The following is a 20,610-nucleotide window of genomic DNA, read 5'->3' on the forward strand; positions in this document are numbered from 1 at the left end:
AAGGTCCGGGCCTGTCGAAACAATGATCGGCAGGCCTGTGAACCTTCTATTGCATCCCCGTGAAGACTTATGGTGTCGAGATTCCAAGGGCTTTGGGCGTGTGGCGGAGTGGACTTCGGTCCTCCAGATGTGGAAAACGCAGCGTCTAACGTCCTTACCCATGACACAGACGGATGTTCGGCCCCAGGCCGGAGACACGGTAAGCGGAGCCGCCGAGGGCGTGCGCGGCAAGGGGCTCGGCGGCAACTCCGTCGGTCTTATCGGCAACGCGGTGATCGGCGTCTCCACGGTCGCCCCGGTCTACTGCCTGACGGCGACCCTGGGCCCCACGGTCAGCGAGGTCGGCGTGCAGATGCCGGCCATCTTCCTGGCCGGATTCATACCCATGCTGCTGGTGGCCTTCGCCTACCGCGCCCTGAACAAGGCGATCCCCGACTGCGGCACCTCCTTCACCTGGACGGTCAAGGCCTTCGGCCCCCGCGTCGGCTGGATGTGCGGCTGGGGTCTGCTCGTCGCCACCGTCGTGGTGCTCTCCAACCTCGCGGGCGTGGCCACCAACTACTTCTACCTCCTTCTGGGCAGAGTGAGCGGCAGCGAGGATCTCGCCGCCCTGGACGGCAACAAGGCCATCCACATCGCCACCACCCTGACCTTCATCGCGGTCGCCACCGCCATCAGCTATCGCGGCATCACCGCGACCAAGTGGGTCCAGTACGTCCTGGTCGGGCTGCAGCTCACGGTGCTGGCGATCTTCGCCTTCATGGCCATCACCAAGGCCGACGAGGTCGCGGGCTCCCTCGACTTCTCCTGGTCCTGGATGAACCCCTTCGCCGTCGAGTCCCTCGCCGCCTTCACGGCCGGCCTCTCCCTGTCGATCTTCATCTACTGGGGCTGGGACGCCTGCCTGTCGGTCAACGAGGAAAGCGTCGGCAGCGCCAAGACGCCAGGCCGCGCCGCGATGCTCGCCATGGTCGTCATCGTCGCCTCCTACATGGTCGTCGCCATCGCCTCCCAGATGTACGCCGGCGTCGGCTCCGAGGGCAACGGCCTCGGCAACGAGGCGACCGCGGACAACGTCTTCGCCACCCTCGCCGAGCCGATCATGGGCTCGGGCCTCGACGTCCTGCTCTTCCTCGCCGTCGTCGCCTCCGCCGCCGCGAGCCTGCAGACCACCTTCATCCCGGTGGCGCGCACGGTCCTGTCGATGAGCACCTACGAAGCGCTGCCGTCCTCCTTCGCCAAGGTCCACCCCCGCTTCAAGACCCCGGGCCGTGCCACGGTCGCGGCGGGCATCGCCACGGGCGCCTTCTACTCGGTGATGACCGTGATCAGCGAGAACGTGCTGATCGACACGATCTACGCCCTCGGCCTGATGATCTGCTTCTACTACTCGATCACGGCGTTCGCCTGCGTCTGGTTCTTCCGCTCCGAACTGCGCTCCTCGGTGCGCACCCTGTTCGTCAAGGGCGTCTTCCCGGCCGTCGGCGGCCTGATGCTCGCCGCGGTCTTCTTCCAGACGCTGTTCGACATGTGGGACCCGGCCTACGGCTCCGGCTCCTCGCTCTTCGGCATCGGCAGCGTCTTCATCATCGGAGTCGGCCTGCTGCTCCTGGGCGTGGTCGTCATGCTGATCACCGAACGCCGCAGCCCTGCCTTCTTCCGCGGTGAGGTCCTTACGAAGTCCACCCCGGCCCTGGTGATCCAGGACTGACCTCAGGACCCTCTGCCCCCCCCCGCTGTGTCATGCACGCCCGCGGCCCCGGATCGATCCTCCGATCCGGGGCCGCGGGCGTTGTCGGCGACTCGGACCCGCGCGGTGTGCCGCCGTGTGCGGACCTCCGCCGGGCGGGCTCACTCCAAAGTGGGCCGCAGCGGTGACCCGGGGTGTCGCGGGGTCGTTGGGACGGGCATGAACGCCATCAAGCGCAGCCTCGCAGCCCTCGTCCTGTCCGGAGGGGCCGCCCTCGCCCTCAGCCCCGCCGTCGCGCACGCCGCCGACGAGCCCGCCATCCAGGGGCCCCCGATCACCCAGCGCGTCGGCGAGATCGTCGACCACCCCGGGGGCGCCGTCAAGGACGCGAAGACGGCGGTCGAGATCACGGCCTCGGCCGCCGGGTCCGCGTCGAAGGCGACCGACGCCTCCCTCGGCGGAGCCGGGACCGCCCTGTCGTCCGGGCTGCCGAAGGCGCCGAAGGTGCGTGCCTGAGCGCTTGGGCGCTTGAGGTTCAGCCACCGGTGCGGGTGGCCAGGACCAGCGGGATCTCGCGGCCGCCGGCCTGGGCCGCCGCGTCCCGGTAGGCCGCGTACGAGGGCATCGCGGCCACCACCACCGGCCACAGCCGCTCCGTCTCCGCCGGGGTCGCGGGGCGGGCGAGCGCCGGGAAGCTCTCGGCGCCGACCTGGAGCGTGACGTCCGGGTCGGCGCACAGGTTCAGGTACCAGGCCGGGTGGTGCCCGGCCCCCGCGGTGGACGCCGTCAGGACGTACGTCGCGCCGCCGGCCTCCGCGTCGGGGACGTAGGCCAGTGCCGTGCGCCGCAGTGCCCCATAGCCGCGCCCGGGCCCGTCTCCGGGCTCTCCCCCGGCGGCGAAGTCGCCCGAAGGGCTCAGCACGGCCCAGTCCAGGCCCGCCGGTGCGGCCGCCCGCAGGGCATCGGTGCCGGCGCCGTGGCCGACGTAGAACTCCCGCCACTCCTGCGGGTGGCCCGGGGTGTCCATCAGCGGCTCCCCGGACCCCGTGGGCAGTACGGACGCCAGCCCGACGGACACCAGGCGCCGCACCCCGGCCCCGCTCAGCCCCGCCGCCAGCGCGCGGGCGGCCGCCGGGAAGAACTCGCCCGGGACGGCCCCCATGTCGTACACCGCCGCCGCCGCCGCGTCGTGCCCGGCGGCGAGCCGCTCCACGTCCGCCGCCGAGGTGACGTCCCCGTCCCCCCGCCCGGCCGCGGTGACCCGGTCCCTGCGCGGGCTGGAGCGCGACGGCTTCGTGGCGCGCACCGAGTACGAGACCCCGGCGCGCCGGGTCGAGTACGCCCTCACCCCGCTCGGCCGGGGCCTGCTGGGCCCGCTGGACGCGGCGTGCGAGTGGACGCGGGAGCACTGGGACGAGCTGCTCGACGCCCGGGAGGCGGCGGGTGCGGCGGGCCCGCCGGGCGGGAGCGGCTCGCGCTGATTTCTGGGCGGGCCCTCCCGGCGGGGCGGTCGTTGGGCAGGACATGATCCTCTGGTTGCTCAATCACCTCAGCACATTCTTCCTCGGCGTCCTGCTCGTCGGCGGCTTCGTCGCCCTCGCCATCGGAGGCAGCCTGGCCGCGCGCCGCCGCTTCCCCCACCTCGCGGACGGCGACCACAACGAGATGGTCGGGGTGGCCCTCGGGATGTTCGGCGCGATCTACGGCATCATCCTCGCCTTCGTCGTCGTCACCCTGTGGACGCAACTGGAGAACACCCAGACCATCGTCGCGACCGAGGCCACCGACCTGGCGCTGGTCGTGCGCAGCGCCGAGGCCTTCCCGCCGGCCGACCGCGCCCGCGTGGACCGCGCGGTGGGGGACTACGTCCACGCCGTCGTCGAGATCCAGTGGCCCCTCATGCGCGAGGGCCGGCCCAGCTACGAGGCCACCGCCGACCAGACGCACGCCCTGTACACGGCCCTCCAGGCCTACGAGCCCTCCGGCCCCCGGAGCGAGACCTTCTACGGGGAGGCCGTCGGACGCCTCAACGACGTGGCCGCGCAGCGCCGGGCGCGCGTGACGATGGCCGAGACCTCGCTGCCGCCGCTGCTCCAAGTGCTCGTGTACGGCGGTGCGTTGGTGATCCTCCCGCTCACCTTCCTGTTCGGGCTGCGGAGCCTGAGGATGCAGCTGCTGTTCGTCTCCGCGGTGGCGGGGCTGATCGGCTTCAGCCTGCTGCTGGTGATGGCCCTCGACCGGCCGTTCGCCGGGGAACTGAGCGTCAGCCCGGCCCCGTTCAAGGATGCGGCGCTGGCGCAGTTCTGGCGGTAGGGGCCGGGGTGCGGAGGGAGACGCCGCCGTCAGCCCCAGGTGCGGGAGGACAGGACGAGCTGGTAGCCGTCGGGGTCGGTGACGGTGACCCCGTAGGTGTCCCAGTACGGGTTGTGGGCGGGCGTACGGGTCCCGCCGTGTTCCACGAGCCGGGCCACGAGGGCCTCGTCGGGGGCCTCTCCGAGGTAGACGACGAAGAGGTCCTCGGGGGTGGGGGAGGGTGCCACCGGGTTCTCGGGGTCGCGGGTCAGCTCGAAGTGCCAGCCGCCCCCGAGGGGCCCGACCATCAGCAGGTCGTGCTCCCCGGAGACCCGTTCGGTGGTGCGCCACTGCACGGCGAGCCCGAGCCCTCCCACGTAGAACCGCTCGGCGGCGGCCAGGTCGAGCGAGGGCCGGGCGATCCGGATGTGCGCGCGTGAGTCGATCATGGAGGAGAGGGTACGGGCCCCTCGGACGAGGGGCCGAGGCCGATGAGGTCCAGCCGTTCGGGATCCGTTCCGGGCTACTTCCAGGGGTCCTCGGTCGGTATGCAGCCCAGCGCGCGGAGCCGGTCGTCGGTCTCCTTGAGGCCCTGGATCCCCTCGCTGATCTCCGCCCAGCCGATGGCCGACGCCTCGGCGGCCCTGTTCTTGTCCGTCGGCGACACGCCCAGTCCCGACGCGTTCAGTACCGTTCCCGTGCCGGAGGCGAGGCGCTCGCGGGCCTTGGTCCAGGTCTCGTGGGTCTTCTGATCGGGGATGTAGGCGACGGTGTACCCCCGGGCCTCCTCCAGCTGGGCGGACAGGGGCCCCAGGTCGATGACGATCTTGCCCGCCTCGTGCTGGCCCCGGGCGGTCCGCGCCGTGGAGATCAGCCCGTGGAGCAGCTTCTCGCCGCCGGTGCCGTACCACTGGATCACGCCCGGGCCGGGGTTCACCGGCCCCGTGGCGCTGGGGGTCGGGGCGGTGACGGTCGGCGCGGGCTTGAAGCTCACGTTCGTCTTCGGCGGGGTGATCTCGGGCTCCCCGGCACATCCGGTGAGCAGGCCGGCGCCGATCGCGCCGAGGGCGACGACCGGGACGAGCGGTAAGCGGACGCGCATGGTTCCCCCTGGGGAAGTCTTCGGGTCGTGCTCGTGTCGGGCTCGTGTCGTGCTTCGCGTCAGTCCTTGCGCCCGGTCGCGGCGACGGTCACACCCAGACCGATCATCGCGAGCCCGCCGGCCCCGCCGACGGCGGAGAGCCGCTGCGGGGACCGGGAGAACCAGCTCCGGGCGGTTGCCGCGACCATGCCCCAGGCGCTGTCGCAGACTACGGCGATGAGGTTGAACACGAGCCCGAGCGTGAGCATTTGGGCCGTGACGTGGCCCTGATCGCGGTCCACGAACTGCGGCAGGACGGCCGCGAAGAACACGATCGTCTTGGGGTTGGCCACCCCGACGGCGAACCCTTCCCACAGCGACCGCCAGCTCCCGTACCCGGCTGCGCCCGCCCCGAACTCCGCACGGAGCGCATGCCGCTGCCGGAAGGCCTTGACCCCCAGGTAGACGAGGTACGCGGCCCCCGCGAGCTTGAGCGCCGTGAACACGAGCACGGACCGCTCCACGACGGACCCCACCCCGAAGGCCACGGCGACGACGAGCACGTACGCCCCCAGCGTGTTCCCGGCCACCGTGATCAGCGCGGCCCGCCACCCCTGGGACAGCGCCCGCCCGATGACGAAGAGCACGCTCGGTCCGGGGATGAGGATCAGCAGCAGCGACATGGCGGCGAACGCCAGCAGCCGGTCAGTGGACACCATGCGGTTCATCGTTCCGGACGGGTGGGGGGAGGGAAAGGGGTTTTCAGGCGGGCGGGGCGCCGGCCGGCTTCCAGTCCTGGACGAGGAGGCCGAGCAGGACCTCGTCCAGGAACTCGCCCATCACCCAGGCCGAGGACCGCAGCAGACCCTCGCGGACGAACCCGTTGCGCTCGGCGGACCGGAGCATCGCCGCGTTGTCCGCCAGCGTCTCGACCTGCAGCCGGTGCAGGCCGCGCACGACGAAGCCGTAGTGGCACAGGACCGCGACCACGTCCGTGCTGTAGCCCTTGCCGCGGGCGGACGGCAACAGTCCGAGGCCGACGTGCGCGGACCGGCTGTGGTTGTCGATGCCCCACAGCGTCGCGGTGCCGAGGAGCGTCCCGCTGTCGAGCTCCACCACGGAGAACGGGACGTGCCCCTGATCCTTGTCGTCCACCAGGAACGACAAGGCCTCCGAGCCGGCCGTGAGCGGCCTCCACGGGAGCGCGGTGGCCCTCGAGGCGGTCACCACGTCGTCGTGGAGACCGGCGTGCAGGAGGGGAATGTCGTCCGCGTGCCGGGCCCTGAGCCCCACCGTTCTGCCCTTTAGCATGCGAGCTTCCTATCCGACCGCCCCGCCCGCGGGCAACCCGATTGAAGCGGGCACCCGACCGGCGAGCCGCGTCCGCCGGGTTGCCCGCCATGGCCGAACTCGTCAGCGGCTCCCCGAGTGGTGTTCGCGGGGGCTGAGGGCCCAGATGACGAGCCGGCCTTCGGCGAGCGTGTAGACCACGCGGTAGTCGCCGATGCGCAGGCGTTGGCGCGATGCGTGCCCGTGGAGGGCCCTGGTGTCGAAGCCCGTCGTGTCCCCCGCCGCGAGGGCCCTCTGGAACTCTTCCAGTCGGTGCAGGATGTGCAGGGCGTCGTGGCGGGGGACGGTGAGCAGGTCGCGCTGTCCGTACGGGGTGAGGCGGGCGACGTAGGTCATCGGTCAGGACTCTTCGTGACGCAGGACGGCGGCCATCTCCTCGAGCGTCACGGACCCCGCGGTCCCCGCGCGCTCGGCCTCGTCGGCCAGTTCGTTCAGCCATGAGTCCTCGGCTTCGTCCGCGAGGCGGCGGAGCAGCCGGTACTCCTCGATGCCGAGCACGACGGCTTCCTGCCGGCCGCCGCGCGTGATGATCGTGGGGACGCCTTCGCGGCACGCGCGGTCCACGGCGTCCGCGAGGCGGCCGCTCACTGCTTCCACGGACTCGATCACAGGCTCACTCATGCAGCGAATGTACCGAATGTGCATGCATGTGCCTGCGGGGCTCTCAGAGGTACCGGCCGAACTCGTCCAGGATGCCCAAGATCGTGGGCTCGTCCTCCGAGGGGAGCTGGAGGACGACCTCCTCGATGCCCAGGTCCGCGTAGTGGGACATCTTGCCGGGGGTGGGCTGGACGGCGTACGGGACCACCTGGAGGGACTTGGGGTCGCGGCCGGCGGCCTCCCAGACCTGGCGCAGGGCGGGGAGGGACTCCGTCAGGCCGCCGCCGCCGATCGGGAGCCAGCCGTCGCTGTGGTCGGCGATGGCCGCGAAGAGCTTCGGGCCGGCCTGGCCGCCGATCAGGGTGCGGGGGCCGTACAGGGGGACGCCCGGGGAGAGTTCGCGCGGGGGCTGGACCGGCTTGGGGTGGGCCGAGCTGGCCTGCACGGAGGAGAACTGGCCCACGTACGCGGTGGGGTGCGGGGACCACAGGGTCCGCATCAGGGCCATCCGGTCGCGGACCAGTTCGCGCCGGGTGCGCCACTCGACTCCGTGGTCGGCGGCCTCCTCCACGTTCCAGCCGTAGCCGATGCCGAGGGTGACGCGGCCGCCGGACAGGTGGTCCAGCGTGGCGACCTGCTTCGCGAGGTCGATGGGGTCGTGCTGGGCGACGAGGGTGATGCCGGTGCCGAGGTGGAGCCGCTCGGTGACGGCGGAGGCCTGGCCCAGGGCGACGAAAGGGTCCAGGGTGCGGCCGTAGCGGTCGGGGAGCTCGCCGCCCATGGGGGCGGGGGTGACGCGGCTGACCGGGATGTGGGTGTGCTCGGGGAGGTAGAGGCCGGAGAAGCCGCGCTCCTCCAGCGCGCGGGCGAGGGGGACGGGAGCGATGGTGCGGTCGGTCAGGAAGACGGTCGTGGCGATCCGCATGTGCGCTGACACCTCCGTGGTGTGGGGAGGGCCAAAGTACGGCTTCGCGCGTGCGGAGGGCAGGGGCGTGCGTCGGCCATGGCGCGCGGCGGGAGGGGGAGTTGGCCCCGGCCGCCCGTGTCAGCCCCGCGGGTACCGGGTCAGCCAGTTGGTGGAGGGGGCGGCCGGGCCGTGGAGGGCGGGGCCCTGGGTCATCTCCAGGGCGAAGTCGTCGGCGAGTTCCAGGACCGTGGCGCGGCCTTCGAGGCCGGCGAGCCAGGCCGCCGGGAGGGCCGTTTCGCCGTGCTGGGCGCCGAGCAGGGAGCCGCACAGCGCGCCGGTGGCCGCGGAGTCGCCGCCGTGGTTCACGGCGAGGCGCAGGCCGTGGGCCACGTTCTCGGCGACGAGGGCGCAGTACACGGCGACGGCGAGGACCTCCTCGGCCTGGCGGCCGTGGCCGGGGGACAGCCCCTCGACCGTCCGCGGCGACGGGGCGCCCGTGGTGACGGCGCCGAGCGCGCGCTGCAGGGCGTCCGTGACGGGCTGGTGGCCGGGGCGGACGCCGAGCAGGCCCAGGGCGCGCTGGACGGCGGAGTCGAGGGACTCGCCGCGGGTCAGGCCGTGGACGATGACGGCGTGGGCGCCGGCCGACAGGTACGCGGTGGGGTGTCCGTGGCTCTGCGCGGCGCACTCGATGGCGAGCTGGAGGACGAGGGCCGGCTCCCAGCCGACCAGCAGACCGAAGGGGGCGGAACGGGTGGCGGCGGCCGGATCCAGGGCGGTCGGGTTCTTCGGCTGGGCGAGCGTGCCGAGGACTCCGTCGGCGAAGCCGGTCAGGCAGGAGCGGTCGGGGGAGCGCCGGGCGTAGAGCCACTCCTCCTGCGCGAGCCAGCCGTTGTCCTCGCGGCGCTCGTCGGGCCCCCAGTCGCTCTGGGTGAGGGCCCAGCGGAGGTACGCGCGGTGCACGTCGGTCGGCGGGTGCCAGGCGCCGGTGTCCCGGCGTACGTGGGCCCGTATCAGGCCGTCCACGGTGAAGAGGCTCAGCTGCGTGGCGGCGGTGACCGTGGCCCGGGGGGCCGACTCGGTCAGGCCCGCCGGGCCGTGGGCTTCGAGGAGTTCGGGGAGCGAGAGGGCGGCGACGGGCGCGCCGAGGGCGTCGCCGATGGCGGAGCCGAGGAGGGTTCCTCTGACGCGGCTACGGAAATCCTGCTGCTCGGTGCGGCCCCAGAGGCCGGTGGTGACGGCGGCGCGGCCGCCGAGGGTGGCGCCGGCGGCGGGGCCCGTGGCGGGGCCGAGGCTGGTGGCTCCGCGGGTGGCTCCGCCGGCGGGGGCGGGGGCGGGGGCTGGGGTGGGTGGTGGCGGGGCTGCCTGGAGGGGCTGGGCTGCCCCGGGCCTGCTCTGTTGCTCCCCGGACGTTTCCGTCGCCGTGTCCATGTCGATCCCCCCGGACTGCCCGCGCGTGCTCTGGCGGGCACTGTAGTGGACAGTACCGATCGAGTCCGGAACTAGTCGGTCACGGGGGCCGTATGGGGGCGTGGAACGGCCGAATCCCGCCGGTCCCCTTCGGGTGAAGTCCCCTACCCGCCCTTCGCCCGTTCCCCGGGCTCCGCCCGGACCCGGTCCTCAAACGCCGGCCACGTCCAGCCCCGTCGGCGTTTGAGGCGCGGGTCCGGGGCGGAGCCCCAGGGGGTCCGGGGCGAACCCCCGGGGAACGGGCGAAGGGTGGGTCGGGGACCTCGCCCCGCAGGGCCGACCGGCCTCGAGCAGGGGCCCCGGTCCCCCGCCGGCCAGGCGCATGGCACGTTTTGACAGTTGCCTCACACCCGGTCGGTTTCGGCCATGCCGTGTTCACGTTGCGTTATTCGGAGGTCAGGAGTCTCGGGGGCATGAAGAAGGCACTGCTCGCCGCGACCGTCGTCGCCTCCACATTCACCGTCGCCATCGTCGCGGCCCCCGCCGCATCCGCCTCCGGGTGGGACCTCCCCTGGGGCGGCCGGCACCACGGTCACTCCTCCATCCCCTTCACCGAGGCCACCGTCACCGCCGGTGCCGACGGGGCGTACACGCTGAAGTGGAACGCCAAGGGCACCAAGCGCGTGGAGATCAAGGCGAACGGCAAGGTCGTCGCCAAGGGCGGCGCCCAGGGCGAGGCGGTGGTCGGCGGGCTGCCCGCCGCCGACCGGCAGTGGTTCGACTTCGAGCCCGACCGCGGTGAGGGCCTGCGCCTGGCCGACCGGCTGATCAAGCTGGACGGCACCGTCAACTTCCGTGACGCGGGCGGCTACCGCACCACCAACGGCCAGTGGGTCAAGATGGGCGAGATCTACCGCTCCGACGCCCTCAACAAGCTCACCGACAACGACCTCGCCAAGCTCCAGCGCCTGCGCGTCAAGACGATCTTCGACCTCCGCATGGAGAGCGAGCGCACCAAGGACGCCGACAAGGTCCCGGCGGGCGCGAACCACGTCGTCGCCGACGTCTTCGCGGGCTCCGGCTCGTTCCAGGCCATGCCCAAGACCCCCGACGAGGCCGTCAAGGCCATGGTCGACGCCGAAAAGGCGATGGTCAGCGGAGAGGGCGGCAAGAAGGCCTACACCCAGGTCTTCGAGGGCGTCGAGCGCGACCGCGACCGCGGCGTCCTGTTCCACTGCACCGCGGGCAAGGACCGTACGGGCTGGGCGAACGCCTCCCTGCTGACCGCCCTCGGCGTGCCGAGCGAGACCGTGATGGCCGACTACCTGGCCAGCAACGACTACCGCAAGGCCGCCAACGACGCGATCCTCTCGCACCTGCCGGCCGCCCAGGCCGCCGTCTACAAGCCGATGCTCGACGTGCGCCCCGAGTACCTCAACGCCGGGTACGAGGAGGTCCAGTCGAAGTTCGGCAGCTTCGACAACTACCTCAAGAGCGGCCTCGGCATCGACGGCCGCGAGTTGAAGCAGCTGAAGAAGGACCTGCTGGTCGGCTAGGCAGGGCTTCCCGAACGGCCGCGGACGGGCGCGGACGGGCGCGGGCGGGCGCGGGCGGTGAGGTCGGCCGAGCCGGTTTCACCCCCCGCGCCCGTCCGGCGTGCGTCACGGGGTGACGACGACCTCGTCGTTGCGGCTGAGCGAGAAGAAGTGGGGCGAGGTGACATACAAGAACCGGGCGTTCCACGTGCCGGTCACGTTGGCGGGGAACTTCCTGGAGAAGCTGCCGTCCGCAAGGGTCCTGGTGGAGCCCATGCCCTGCCACTTCGTGCTTCCCGCGGGCCTGAAGTAGTAGTGGACGGTCGCGCCGACCAACGGCTTGCGGGCGGCGTCGGTCTCGGTGAGCTTGCCCGTGACCGTGATCGGCTGGCCCTTCTTGACCGGCTCGGGCGCGGCGTTGAATTCCGAGATGGCCGTCGCCTTCCGCTCGTTCAGCCGGACGGCGGGCGTCACCGAACCCCGGTAGTTCGAGGTGCCCTCGAACTGCATGCGCACGAAGCCCGGTCCGGTGTAGGGAGCCTGCCCGCTGACGTACTCCGTGCGGCTGCCGGGATCGGTGTAGACCGACGTCGAACCGACCCTGGTCCAGCCGGTCTTGCCGTCAGCCGAGTACTGGATGGCCACGCTCGACGAATAGGGGCTGCCCACCGGGAACTCGACGACATCGAGCTTGGCCCTCACCCCCACGACCTTGTGCGAGTACAACTCGGCCGTGAAGTCGTGGAAGGCGGTCCCGCCCGTGGTGTCCACCGTCACGTTCTGTGCGGCCTCGGCCACCCAGGGCGAGTCGGTGCGGACCTGCCACGGGGCGTCATCGCCGAAGGGCAGGGGGAAGGACCCCCCGAACCGGCCCGCGCCGTCCGTCGTCAGGTACTGCGCCGGTGCAGGGACGGTGTTGACGGCGATCCTCATGCCGGCGGGTGCCGGCTTCCACGTGCCGTCGGGCGCCTTCCAGGTGACGGTGCCGCCGATGTTGCCGCTGGTTCCGAAGGGGCCGGTCAGGGTCGAGGAGTCCAGGGTGATGCGTGCGGCAGCACCGGGCGTCACCGGCACCGGCAGGGCATCCTGCTCCTTGACGCCGTTCGCCTCGCCCGCGAGATGGACGTACGTGGCGTCGTGGTCGACCGCCTTCGCACCGGACTCGGCGCCGTTGACCGTGATCTTCGACGCGAAGTGTCCCTGGGCGTCGGGGGTCACCGGTGTGGTGACGGTGCCGGTCCGGGCCGTGAACGTGCCCGGATAGGGCTTCAGCGCGCCGTTGCGGGGGTCGTAGAGCTTGACGTCACCCGAGACCACCGTCTGCGGGTCCGCGAGGGACACCGGCTTCGAGGCCTTCAGGTTCGTGAAGGACGGCCGCACCTGGTAGTTCAGGCTCGTCTTGTCCTTGTGGGAGACCGGTTCGCCCTGAGGGCCGTCGTACTCCACGTCGACGGTGTACTCGCCGAGCGCGGCGAGCTTCAGCGGGGCGGTCTGGATCCCCTCGGGGGCGGCGGTGAAGCTCGTGACGGTGGCGACCCGCGCGGTCGTGCCCTTCTTCCGCAGGTGCACCTTGAGGTCCTTGGGCGGAAGCTCGGTGCCGAAGTCCAGGATGACCTGCTCGTGCACCACGCGTGCGCTGAACTGCCTCGGCTTGGAGTCGGCGGCCTGCGCGGCCGTGGTGGGCACGGCCAGCGCGGCTCCCAGCCCCAGGACGGTCGCGGTGCAGAGCACGGCGTTGATGCGCTTGTTCATGAAACCCCCGGAGATGCGTTCGACGATCGATGGTGAGACCGCCGAACGCACCGGAGGGTTGTACGGGGTGTACGGGTTGTCCGTACGGGATTCCCGGTGTCAGTCCAGGACCGGCAGCAGCTCCGGCAGGTGGCCGTCCGAGGCGCGGGCCGCGGCCTGGCGTTCCTCCGGGACCTCGCCGTAGAGCGTCGTACGGGCCTTCGCGGGCCGGCCGGCCGCCTCGGCGACGCCGATCAGGTCCTGGACGGACTTGTACGAGCCGTAGCTCGACCCGGCCATCCGGGAGATGGTCTCCTCCATCAGGGTTCCGCCCAGGTCGTTGGCGCCCGAGCGGAGCATCTCGGCGGCGCCCTCCGAGCCCAGCTTCACCCAGCTGGTCTGGATGTTGGTGATGTGCGGGTGGAGCAGGATGCGGGCCATCGCCGTCACCGCGCGGTTGTCGCGCACCGTCGGGCCGGGGCGGGCGATGCCCGCCAGGTAGACGGGGGCGTTGGTGTGGATGAAGGGGAGCGTCACGAACTCCGTGAAGCCCTCCACCCCCTTGGCCCGCGCCTCCTCCTGCATGCGCGCCAGGGTGCGGAAGTGGCCCAGCCAGTGCCGGGGCTGGTCCACGTGGCCGTACATCATCGTGGAGGAGGAGCGGATGCCGAGCTCGTGCGCCGTCGAGACCACGTCGATCCAGTCGGCCGTCGGCAGCTTGCCCTTGGTGAGGACCCAGCGGACCTCGTCGTCCAGGATCTCCGCCGCCGTACCGGGGATGGAGTCGAGGCCGGCCTCCTTGGCCGCCGTCAGCCAGTCCCGTACCGACATCCCGGTGCGCGTCGCGCCGTTGACGACCTCCATCGGGGAGAAGGCGTGCACGTGCATGCCGGGGACGCGCTCCTTCACCGCCCGCGCGATGTCGAAGTAGGCCGTCCCGGGCAGGTCCGGGTGGATGCCGCCCTGCATGCACACCTCGACCGCGCCCACGTCCCACGCCTGCGCGGCCCGGTCGGCGACCTGGTCGAGCGAGAGGGTGTACGCGTCCGCGTCCGTACGCCGCTGCGCGAAGGCGCAGAAACGGCAGCCGGTGTAACAGACGTTGGTGAAGTTGATGTTGCGGGTCACGATGTACGTGACGTCCTCGCCCACCACCGACTTGCGCAGGTCGTCCGCGATCCGGCAGAGGGCGTCCAGCGCGGGGCCGTCCGCGTGCAGCAGGGCGAGCGCCTGCTCGTCGGTGAGCCGCGTCGGGTCGTCGGCGGCCTGCGCGAGCGCCGCCCGTACGTCCGTGTCGATGCGCTCGGGATCGGGGACCATGCCCGGGGCCGCGGCCTCGCGCAGGGCCTCCCAGTCGCCGTAGACCACGTCGAAGTCGTCGCGCCGGTCGCTGGTACGGCCCTGCGTGTCGATGGTGGTGTGCAGGTCGGTGCGGCCGTAGGCGGTGAAGCCCTCGTCCGGCTCCTGCCACGGCCGGCCCTCGACCGGCGCGGACTCCTCCGCGAGCCCGCTCTCCGGGTCGGCCAGCGCGCGGACGTGGGGCAGCAGGCGCGGGTCCAGCCAGGGTTCGCCGCGCTGGAGGAACTCCGGGTAGATGGTGAGGCGTTCGCGCAGCGTGAAGCCGGCGTCGGCGGTGCGCCGCGCCAGTTCCTCGATGTGCGGCCAGGGGCGCTCGGGGTTCACGTGGTCGGGGGTGAGCGGGGAGACCCCGCCCCAGTCGTCGATGCCGGCGCCGATGAGCAGCACGTACTCGGAGTCCACCAGGTTCGGCGGGGCCTGGATGCGGGCGCTCGGGCCGAGGATGTGGCGGGCCACGGCGATGGCCGCGGCGAGCTCCTCCAGCTCCGCGTCGGGCATGCCGCGCATGGCCGTGTCGGGCTTGGCCCGGAAGTTCTGGACGATGACTTCCTGGATGCCGTGGTAGCTGCGCTGGATCCGGCGCAGCTCGAAGAAGGCGTCCGCGCGCTCCTCGTAGGACTCGCCGATGCCGATCAGCACCCCGGTGGTGAAGGGGACGTTGGAGCGGCCCGCGTCCTCCAGGACGCGCAGCCGCACGGCCGGGTCCTTGTCGGGGGAACCGTGGTGGGGGCCGCCGGGCTCGGACCACAGCCGGGTGGCGGTGGTCTCCAGCATCATGCCCATCGAGGGGGCCACCGGCTTGAGGCGCTGGAGGTCCGACCAGGTCAGCACGCCGGGGTTGAGGTGGGGGAGGAGGCCGGTCTCCTCCAGGACGCGGATGGCCATGGCGCGCACGTAGGCGAGGGTGTCGTCGTAGCCGTGCGCGTCGAGCCACTCGCGGGCCTCGGGCCAGCGGTCCTCGGGCCGGTCGCCGAGCGTGAACAGGGCTTCCTTGCAGCCCATGGACGCGCCCTTGCGGGCTATGTCGAGGACCTCGTCGGGGGACAGGTACATGCCGTGGCCCTCGCGGCGGAGCTTGCCGGGGACCGTGACGAAGGTGCAGTAGTGGCACTTGTCGCGGCACAGGCGGGTGAGGGGGATGAAGACCTTGCGCGAGTACGTGATGACGCCGGGCCGGCCCGCGGCTTCGAGGCCGGAGTCCCGTACCCGGGCGGCGGAGGCGGCGAGGTCCTTCAGGTCCTCGCCGCGCGCCTGCAGGAGTACGGCCGCCTCGGTCGCGTCGAGTGCGACGCCGTCGCGGGCGCGGCGGAGCGCCCGGCGCATCGAGTTCTCGGTCGGAGCGTCGCTCGGAGTGGTCATGGCCCGAGCATACGATCCGCTCGCGCGGGCACGGAGGGGCTCATCGCATCAGCTCCCCGGCGTTGACCAGCAGGGACTGGCCGGTTATCGCCCGTGCGCGGTCCGAGGCGAGGAAGGCGGCGGCGTCGGCGACGTCCCCGTCGGTGGCCAGGTCCGGCAGCGCCATGCGGTCGGTGAGGCGGGCGTGGACCTCGGCCTCGGGGACGCCTTCGGTGTGCGCGGTGAAGGTGACGAAGGCCTGGACCGGGGGACCCCACATCCAGCCGGGGAGCACGGTGTTCACGCGGATGCGGTGCGGGCCGAGCTCGCGGGCCATGGAGTACATGGCGGAGGTCAGCGCGCCCTTGGAGGCGGCATAGGCGGCCTGCTGCACCTCGTTGGGGGAGGCGATGGCGGACTGGGTGCCGATGATGACGACGGAGCCGCCGGTGCGCTTCAGCGCGGGCAGGCAGGCGCGGGTCATGCGGAGGGTTCCGAGCAGGTTGACGTCGAGGATCTGCTGCCAGGTGCCGAAGTCGGCGTCCTGGAGGCCCCCGAAGTACGAGTCCCAGGCGGCGACGTGGACGACGGCGTCGACCCCGCCGAACCGCTCCTGGGCGAGGGCGGCGAGGGCCTCGCACTGGCGCTCGTCGGAGATGTCGGTCGGCAGGTACGCGGTGTGCGTGCCGTCGGGGTCGATCTCGGCGGCGGCCTTGGCGAGGTTGGCCTCGGTCCGCGCCCCGAGCACGGCGTTGCCGCCGTCGCGGACGACGGTGGCGGCGACCTGGTGGCCGAGGCCGGCGCCTACGCCGGAGACGATGACGGTCTTGCCTTGTAGCAGCAGCGGCGACATGGTGCGGCCTCCTGACGACCCGATGGATCTGACGGGGCGTCAGGCTACGGGGCGGGGGGCGGGGAGGGAAGGGTCCGCGTGCGGCGCCGTTGCCGGGGACCGGTCCCCGGACCCCTGCGCCTCAAACGCCGGCGGGGCTGTGTTGTGGTTGGGGTCCGTCTGTGGGTGGGGTGGGCTGCGGGTGGGTCGGGGCCGGGGCCGGGGTGGGGTGTTGGCCTGGACTGCATGATTTAGGCGCCCTGTGCTCGACTCCGACAGGCCGCGGGGTGTTCTCGCGCCACACATCACGCTCTACGTCCAGGCCAACACCCCACCCCGTCCCCGACCCCGCCCCGCCGGGCCCGACCCCTCCACCTCCGGCCCCGCCCGGGGGCGACCTTCCAGCCCCGCCCGGCCGGGGTTGGTCTTTTCAGCCGTCCGGCGTTTGAGGACCGGGGTCTGGGGCGGAGCCCCAGGGGGTCCGGGCGCAGCCCGGGGCCCCTCTCCAGCCCGTCCGGCGTTTGAGGTCCGGGTCCGGGCTGGCCCGGGGCATCCCCCAGCCTCGCCGGCGTTTGAGGCGCGGGTCCGGGCAGCGCCCGGGGAACGGTGGAAGGGCGGGTAGGGGAACTCCGCCCCGCGCAGCGGCAAGGGTTGCTGCGGGGGCTTCCGCCCTGTGCGGCGGGGAAGGTCGCAGCGGGGAGTTTGCTCCGCGCAGCGGTGAGGGGTGCTGCGGGGGCTTCCGCGCCGCGCAGCGGAGGGGGCTAGGGGGTCAGGCGGGTTAGGCCCCGGTGGATTTCTGGTGGGGTGTGCGTGGTGAAGGACAGGCGCAGGGTGCGGGGGTCCGGGGCCACCGCGAAGAAGGGGGCTCCGGGGACGAAGGCGACGCCCCGGGAGGTGGCCGCGCGGAGCAGGGCCGTCGCGTCGTGGCCTTCGGGGAGGCGGGCCCAGACGAACATGCCGCCCTCCGGACGGTTCCACACGGAGCCCGGCGGCAGCGCGTCGGGCAGGCCCGAGAGCAGGGCGTCACGCCGGATCCGGTACGCGTCGCGGACACGCGAAACGTGCGCGTCGAGGTCCGCCGTCCGCAGGTACTCCGCCGCCGCCAGCTGGTCCACCGTCGAGGTGTGCAGGTCCGCCGCCTGCTTCGCGAGCACCGCCCCGCGCAGCAGCGCGGCCGGGGCGCGCAGCCAGCCGAGCCGGAGCCCGGGGGCCATGACCTTCGAGAAGCTGCCGAGGAGCGCGGTGCGGTCTTCGGCCCCCGGGTAGGAGGCGAGCCGGGGCAGCTCGCGGCCCTCGTAGCGGAGGTCCCCGTACGGGTCGTCCTCCAGTAGCCACAGCCCGAGCCGGGCCGCGAGCGATGCGATCTCGGCGCGGCGCCCGGCGGGGAGGGTGCGGCCGGTCGGGTTCTGGAAGGTGGGGATCGTGTAGAGCAGTTTGGGGCGTTCGCGGGCGACGAGTTCCGCCAGCGCGTCCGGGAGGATGCCCTGGTCGTCGCACGGCACGGGGACCACCCGGGCTCCGGCGAGCCGGAACCCCTGGAGCGCCGCCAGGTAGGTGGGGTTCTCGACGAGCACCGTGTCGCCCGGCTCGATCAGCGCGGTCGTGAGCAGGTTGAGCCCCTGCTGGGAGCCGGTGGTGATCAGCAGGTCGTCCGCGGTGGTCGCCAGCCCCTGCCGGTCGAGCCGGGCCGCCACCGCCGCGCGCAGTTCGGGGACGCCCTCGGTGGTCGAGTACTGGAGGGCCCGGCGTGCGGACCGCGCGAAGGCGGCGTCGTACGCGGCCCGCAGGCCCTCGGTGTCGAAGAGCTCGGGCGCGGGCAGGCCGCCGGCGAAGGAGATCATGCCGGGCTGGGCGGTGACGGCGAGGATCTCGCGCACGGCGGAGGGTGCGGTCGTGCGGATCCGGGCGGCGAAGGCGGGCGGAGGGGCGGAGGCGGAGGCGGGCGCTGAGGCGGGCACGGGAGCTCCTTCGGGAGGCGGGTGCGCGCATCGTAGCCGCGAGAAGATGTAGACGGCATCTATGTATCGGATGCTGAACGCCGCCCGGGGACTCCCCATCTGACGTCGCATCAGCTAGACCGTCTCCCATGACAGCAGACGAGCGGAACACCCGGGCCGACGACTACGCCGAGCTCGCCTCGGTCGGCCCCTACGGAGTCCACCCCGGCCACGCGCTGATCACCATGGTCGAGCCGCACCCGGGCCACGAGTTCGCGTACAACCGCTGGTACGAGGACGATCACTACTACGCCGGCGCCATGGCCATGCCCTGGATGTACGCCGGCCGGCGCTGGGTCGCCACCCGCGAGCTCCAGGAGCTGCGCTACCCGGAGAAGTCGGCCGTGGCCCAGCCCGTGACCGCCGGGTGCTACATCTCCACGTACTGGGTCACCGAGGGCCGCTACGACGAGCACATGAAGTGGACCGTCGGCATCAACAAGCGCCTCAACCGCGACGGCCGGGTCTACCAGGACCGGACGCATGTCTTCACGGCCTTCCAGGACCACGAGGCCACCGTCTACCGGGACGGCGCCGCCGGGCCGCGGGACTTCCACGCCCTCGACCACCCGTACGGGGGGCTCGTGGTGCAGGTCATCGACGCGGAGGGGCCGGAGCAGCGGGCCGAACTGCTGGAGTGGCTGCGCTCGCGCGCCCTGCCGAAGCGGCTGGCCGGCTCACCGGCCGCGATGGTGACGGTCTTCCGGCCGACGCCGCTGCCCGGGGACCGGATGACGTACGTCAAGCAGGTGGAGGGGGTCGACACCCGGCTGACCCTGCTGTGGTTCCTGGAGGCCGACCCGCGCACCTGCTGGGACCGGTTCCAGGGGCTGGACGCGGAGGTCGCGGAGTCGGGGCTGGGGCGGGTGGAGCTGGTGGCGCCGTTCATCCCGACGGTGCCGGGGACGGACCGGTACGTCGACCAGCTGAGGTAGCCCGGGTCCGGGGGGCTTGGGGACCGGACATGGCCGAGCCCCCTCGGCAGGCGACGGCGGGCCGGTCGAGAGGGCTCCAGTCAGTGGTGCAGGTGGTGCTGGTCGTGCAGGTGATGCAGGCCGTACGGGCCGGGAGGGTTGCCTCGACGTTCAGACGAGGCGCCCCAGGCGGCCCTCGGTCACATCGGCGACGAAGGAGGTCCAGGAGCCGGGCGCGAAGGTGAGGGACGGTCCGTCCTGCACCTTCGAGTCGCGGACCGCGATGGACTCGACGACGGGGGACTTGACCTCGACGCAGGCGCCGTTGGCGGAGTACGAGGACTTGGTCCAGTTTTCCGTTGCGCCTTGACGAATAGCCATGTTTCTCTCCGGTTCAGCGAGTGGTTCCGGTGTCGTGTCGGCCATTGCTCCGGCTGACGTGATCGACGCTACCCGCAGGTCCGGTTGCGCGAAGAGGGCGTTCACCCGACCGAGTGGCATATTCCATTCAGGTCTTCTGCGGCCGGGGAGTGACGGTGTACCGTACGGGCCTTTTCGCCGGAGCTCATTTCCCCTTGCCCGCGAAGTCCTCGATGATCTGCGCGATGAACTGCCTCGTCTGGTCCACATTGTGGGCCTGTGCGCGCAGATGTTCGTACATCACGCTGTATTTCTGGACGTCGTTCGCCTTCTCCAGGTACAGGTCGCTCGTCACGCCCTCGATGTAGACGACCGTCGAGTCCGACGCGTCCGGGAATTCCAGAATCGCGTACTGGCCGTTGACGCCCGGGTGGGCGCCCACCGAGAACGGCATCACCTGGACCGTGACGTGCGGCTTCTCCGACTGCTCTATCAGGAACTCCAGCTGTCGGATCATGAGCTGCGCATCGCCCACGTGGCGCCGCAGGGCCGCCTCGTCGATGACCGCCCACAGGCGCAGCGGTCCGATCTCGGGATTGCTGTTCTCGGTCTCGTGGAGCCGCTTCTGGCGGTGCATCCGGACCTGGACGCGCTTCTCCACGTCGACCGGAGCCGTCTCCGGCCAGGCGCCGCGGACGAGCGACTGGGCGTACTCCGGGGTCTGGAGTAGCCCCGGGATCACCAGGGGCTCGTAGGTGCGCAGGCTGGCGGCGTCCGTCTCCAGGCCGATGTAGACGCTGTACGGGATGTCGCCGAAGGCGTGCCACCAGCCCTGCTGGCGGGAATCCTTGGCCATCTGCATGAGGGAGTCGACGAGCCGCCGGTCCTCGACCTCGTAGACGTCGCACAGATCGCGGACGTCGCGCTGACTGATGGAACGGCGGCCGTTCTCCAGCCGGCTGATCTTCGACTGGGAGACGAGCAGGCGTTCCGCGACCTGCTCGGCCGTCATGCCTTTGTCCTCGCGCAGTTTGCGCAACTCCATGCCCAGTCGGCGGCGTCGGACGGTGGGATTGACATTGGACGCCACGTGAACGGCACCTCCGCCTTCTTCTGTTGCTGTCTCTTTGCTGTCTCTCTGCGTGTCTGCTGGTGAGCAGACTGCCACCGAAGCACGTGACCCCGCTGGGGAACGGGCGGGAACGGGTGGGAAA

Annotated in this window: 21 protein-coding genes; 6 read left to right on the forward strand and 15 right to left on the reverse strand. The window is 72.0% G+C overall.

Features of this window, described 5'->3' with window-relative positions; translation table 11 throughout:
- Positions 1-160 precede the first annotated feature (160 nt).
- Both AC3IX6_RS21505 and AC3IX6_RS21510 read left to right on the forward strand, forming a co-directional pair.
- Positions 161-1,711: an APC family permease gene (locus AC3IX6_RS21505; protein WP_489363684.1), complete on the forward strand. Its 1,551-nt coding sequence runs from the start codon at positions 161-163 to the stop codon at positions 1,709-1,711.
- 198 nt (positions 1,712-1,909) lie between these two features.
- Positions 1,910-2,206, forward strand: coding sequence for a hypothetical protein (locus AC3IX6_RS21510; RefSeq protein ID WP_489363686.1), 297 nt, complete (start codon positions 1,910-1,912; stop codon positions 2,204-2,206).
- A gap of 19 nt (positions 2,207-2,225) precedes the next feature.
- On the opposite strand, the gene AC3IX6_RS21515 is transcribed toward AC3IX6_RS21510, so the two are convergent.
- Positions 2,226-2,996 carry a nitroreductase/quinone reductase family protein gene (locus tag AC3IX6_RS21515; RefSeq protein ID WP_489363687.1) on the reverse strand — a complete coding sequence of 257 codons (771 nt, stop codon included), beginning with the start codon at positions 2,994-2,996 and terminating at the stop codon, positions 2,226-2,228.
- Between AC3IX6_RS21515 and AC3IX6_RS21520 the strand changes: the two genes are divergently transcribed.
- Together AC3IX6_RS21520 and AC3IX6_RS21525 are read left to right on the forward strand one after the other, a co-directional pair.
- Positions 2,986-3,171 carry a winged helix-turn-helix transcriptional regulator gene (locus AC3IX6_RS21520; protein ID WP_489363689.1) on the forward strand — a complete coding sequence of 62 codons (186 nt, stop codon included), beginning with the start codon at positions 2,986-2,988 and terminating at the stop codon, positions 3,169-3,171. The two genes, AC3IX6_RS21515 and AC3IX6_RS21520, sit on opposite strands and share 11 nt — an antisense overlap.
- Before the next feature lie 43 nt (positions 3,172-3,214).
- Positions 3,215-4,003, forward strand: coding sequence for a bestrophin-like domain (locus AC3IX6_RS21525; protein WP_489363691.1), 789 nt, complete (start codon positions 3,215-3,217; stop codon positions 4,001-4,003).
- 29 nt (positions 4,004-4,032) lie between these two features.
- On the opposite strand, the gene AC3IX6_RS21530 is transcribed toward AC3IX6_RS21525, so the two are convergent.
- The 8 genes from AC3IX6_RS21530 to AC3IX6_RS21565 all read right to left on the reverse strand — a co-directional run bounded on the left by AC3IX6_RS21530 (position 4,033) and on the right by AC3IX6_RS21565 (position 9,351).
- Complete coding sequence (locus AC3IX6_RS21530) at positions 4,033-4,431, reverse strand: VOC family protein (protein WP_489363693.1); 399 nt, start codon at positions 4,429-4,431, stop codon at positions 4,033-4,035.
- A gap of 74 nt (positions 4,432-4,505) precedes the next feature.
- On the reverse strand, positions 4,506-5,084 hold the full coding sequence (locus AC3IX6_RS21535; RefSeq protein ID WP_489363695.1) for a hypothetical protein: 579 nt from the start codon (positions 5,082-5,084) through the stop codon (positions 4,506-4,508).
- A 59-nt stretch (positions 5,085-5,143) separates the two neighbouring features.
- Positions 5,144-5,782 (reverse strand): LysE family translocator, encoded by a 639-nt coding sequence (locus AC3IX6_RS21540; protein ID WP_489363697.1) that lies wholly within the window; start codon positions 5,780-5,782, stop codon positions 5,144-5,146.
- A gap of 43 nt (positions 5,783-5,825) precedes the next feature.
- On the reverse strand, positions 5,826-6,374 hold the full coding sequence (locus AC3IX6_RS21545; protein ID WP_489363699.1) for a GNAT family N-acetyltransferase: 549 nt from the start codon (positions 6,372-6,374) through the stop codon (positions 5,826-5,828).
- A 102-nt stretch (positions 6,375-6,476) separates the two neighbouring features.
- Positions 6,477-6,749: a type II toxin-antitoxin system RelE family toxin gene (locus AC3IX6_RS21550; protein WP_489363701.1), complete on the reverse strand. Its 273-nt coding sequence runs from the start codon at positions 6,747-6,749 to the stop codon at positions 6,477-6,479.
- A gap of 3 nt (positions 6,750-6,752) precedes the next feature.
- Positions 6,753-7,034, reverse strand: coding sequence for a type II toxin-antitoxin system prevent-host-death family antitoxin (locus AC3IX6_RS21555; protein WP_489363702.1), 282 nt, complete (start codon positions 7,032-7,034; stop codon positions 6,753-6,755).
- A gap of 43 nt (positions 7,035-7,077) precedes the next feature.
- Complete coding sequence (locus AC3IX6_RS21560) at positions 7,078-7,938, reverse strand: LLM class F420-dependent oxidoreductase (RefSeq protein WP_489363704.1); 861 nt, start codon at positions 7,936-7,938, stop codon at positions 7,078-7,080.
- Between the two features lie 120 nt (positions 7,939-8,058).
- Complete coding sequence (locus AC3IX6_RS21565) at positions 8,059-9,351, reverse strand: ADP-ribosylglycohydrolase family protein (RefSeq protein WP_489363706.1); 1,293 nt, start codon at positions 9,349-9,351, stop codon at positions 8,059-8,061.
- Positions 9,352-9,803: 452 nt separating this feature from the next.
- Here AC3IX6_RS21565 and AC3IX6_RS21570 point away from each other — a divergent pair, with 452 nt between their 5' ends.
- On the forward strand, positions 9,804-10,886 hold the full coding sequence (locus tag AC3IX6_RS21570; RefSeq protein ID WP_489363708.1) for a tyrosine-protein phosphatase: 1,083 nt from the start codon (positions 9,804-9,806) through the stop codon (positions 10,884-10,886).
- Positions 10,887-10,991: 105 nt separating this feature from the next.
- Here the strand turns inward: AC3IX6_RS21570 and AC3IX6_RS21575 are convergent, their stop codons facing one another.
- The 4 genes from AC3IX6_RS21575 to AC3IX6_RS21590 all read right to left on the reverse strand — a co-directional run bounded on the left by AC3IX6_RS21575 (position 10,992) and on the right by AC3IX6_RS21590 (position 18,083).
- A complete protein-coding gene (locus tag AC3IX6_RS21575) occupies positions 10,992-12,617 on the reverse strand; it encodes a hypothetical protein (RefSeq protein WP_489363710.1) in 1,626 nt (541 codons plus the stop codon).
- 99 nt (positions 12,618-12,716) lie between these two features.
- Positions 12,717-15,314: a bifunctional FO biosynthesis protein CofGH gene (locus AC3IX6_RS21580; protein ID WP_489363711.1), complete on the reverse strand. Its 2,598-nt coding sequence runs from the start codon at positions 15,312-15,314 to the stop codon at positions 12,717-12,719.
- 40 nt (positions 15,315-15,354) lie between these two features.
- On the reverse strand, positions 15,355-16,146 hold the full coding sequence (locus AC3IX6_RS21585) for an SDR family oxidoreductase (protein ID WP_489363713.1): 792 nt from the start codon (positions 16,144-16,146) through the stop codon (positions 15,355-15,357).
- Positions 16,147-16,886: 740 nt separating this feature from the next.
- On the reverse strand, positions 16,887-18,083 hold the full coding sequence (locus tag AC3IX6_RS21590) for an aminotransferase-like domain-containing protein (RefSeq protein WP_489363715.1): 1,197 nt from the start codon (positions 18,081-18,083) through the stop codon (positions 16,887-16,889).
- Positions 18,084-18,211: 128 nt separating this feature from the next.
- Between AC3IX6_RS21590 and AC3IX6_RS21595 the strand changes: the two genes are divergently transcribed.
- On the forward strand, positions 18,212-19,057 hold the full coding sequence (locus AC3IX6_RS21595; protein ID WP_382758016.1) for a hypothetical protein: 846 nt from the start codon (positions 18,212-18,214) through the stop codon (positions 19,055-19,057).
- Positions 19,058-19,207: 150 nt separating this feature from the next.
- Here the strand turns inward: AC3IX6_RS21595 and AC3IX6_RS21600 are convergent, their stop codons facing one another.
- Both AC3IX6_RS21600 and AC3IX6_RS21605 read right to left on the reverse strand, forming a co-directional pair.
- Positions 19,208-19,417, reverse strand: coding sequence for a DUF397 domain-containing protein (locus AC3IX6_RS21600; protein ID WP_250742597.1), 210 nt, complete (start codon positions 19,415-19,417; stop codon positions 19,208-19,210).
- A gap of 184 nt (positions 19,418-19,601) precedes the next feature.
- Entirely contained in the window at positions 19,602-20,486 is an 885-nt protein-coding gene (locus AC3IX6_RS21605) for a helix-turn-helix domain-containing protein (RefSeq protein WP_243341875.1), read from the reverse strand.
- Between the last annotated feature and the right edge of the window lie 124 nt (positions 20,487-20,610).

The sequence above is a fragment of the Streptomyces sp. GL_141 genome (assembly GCF_057834385.1).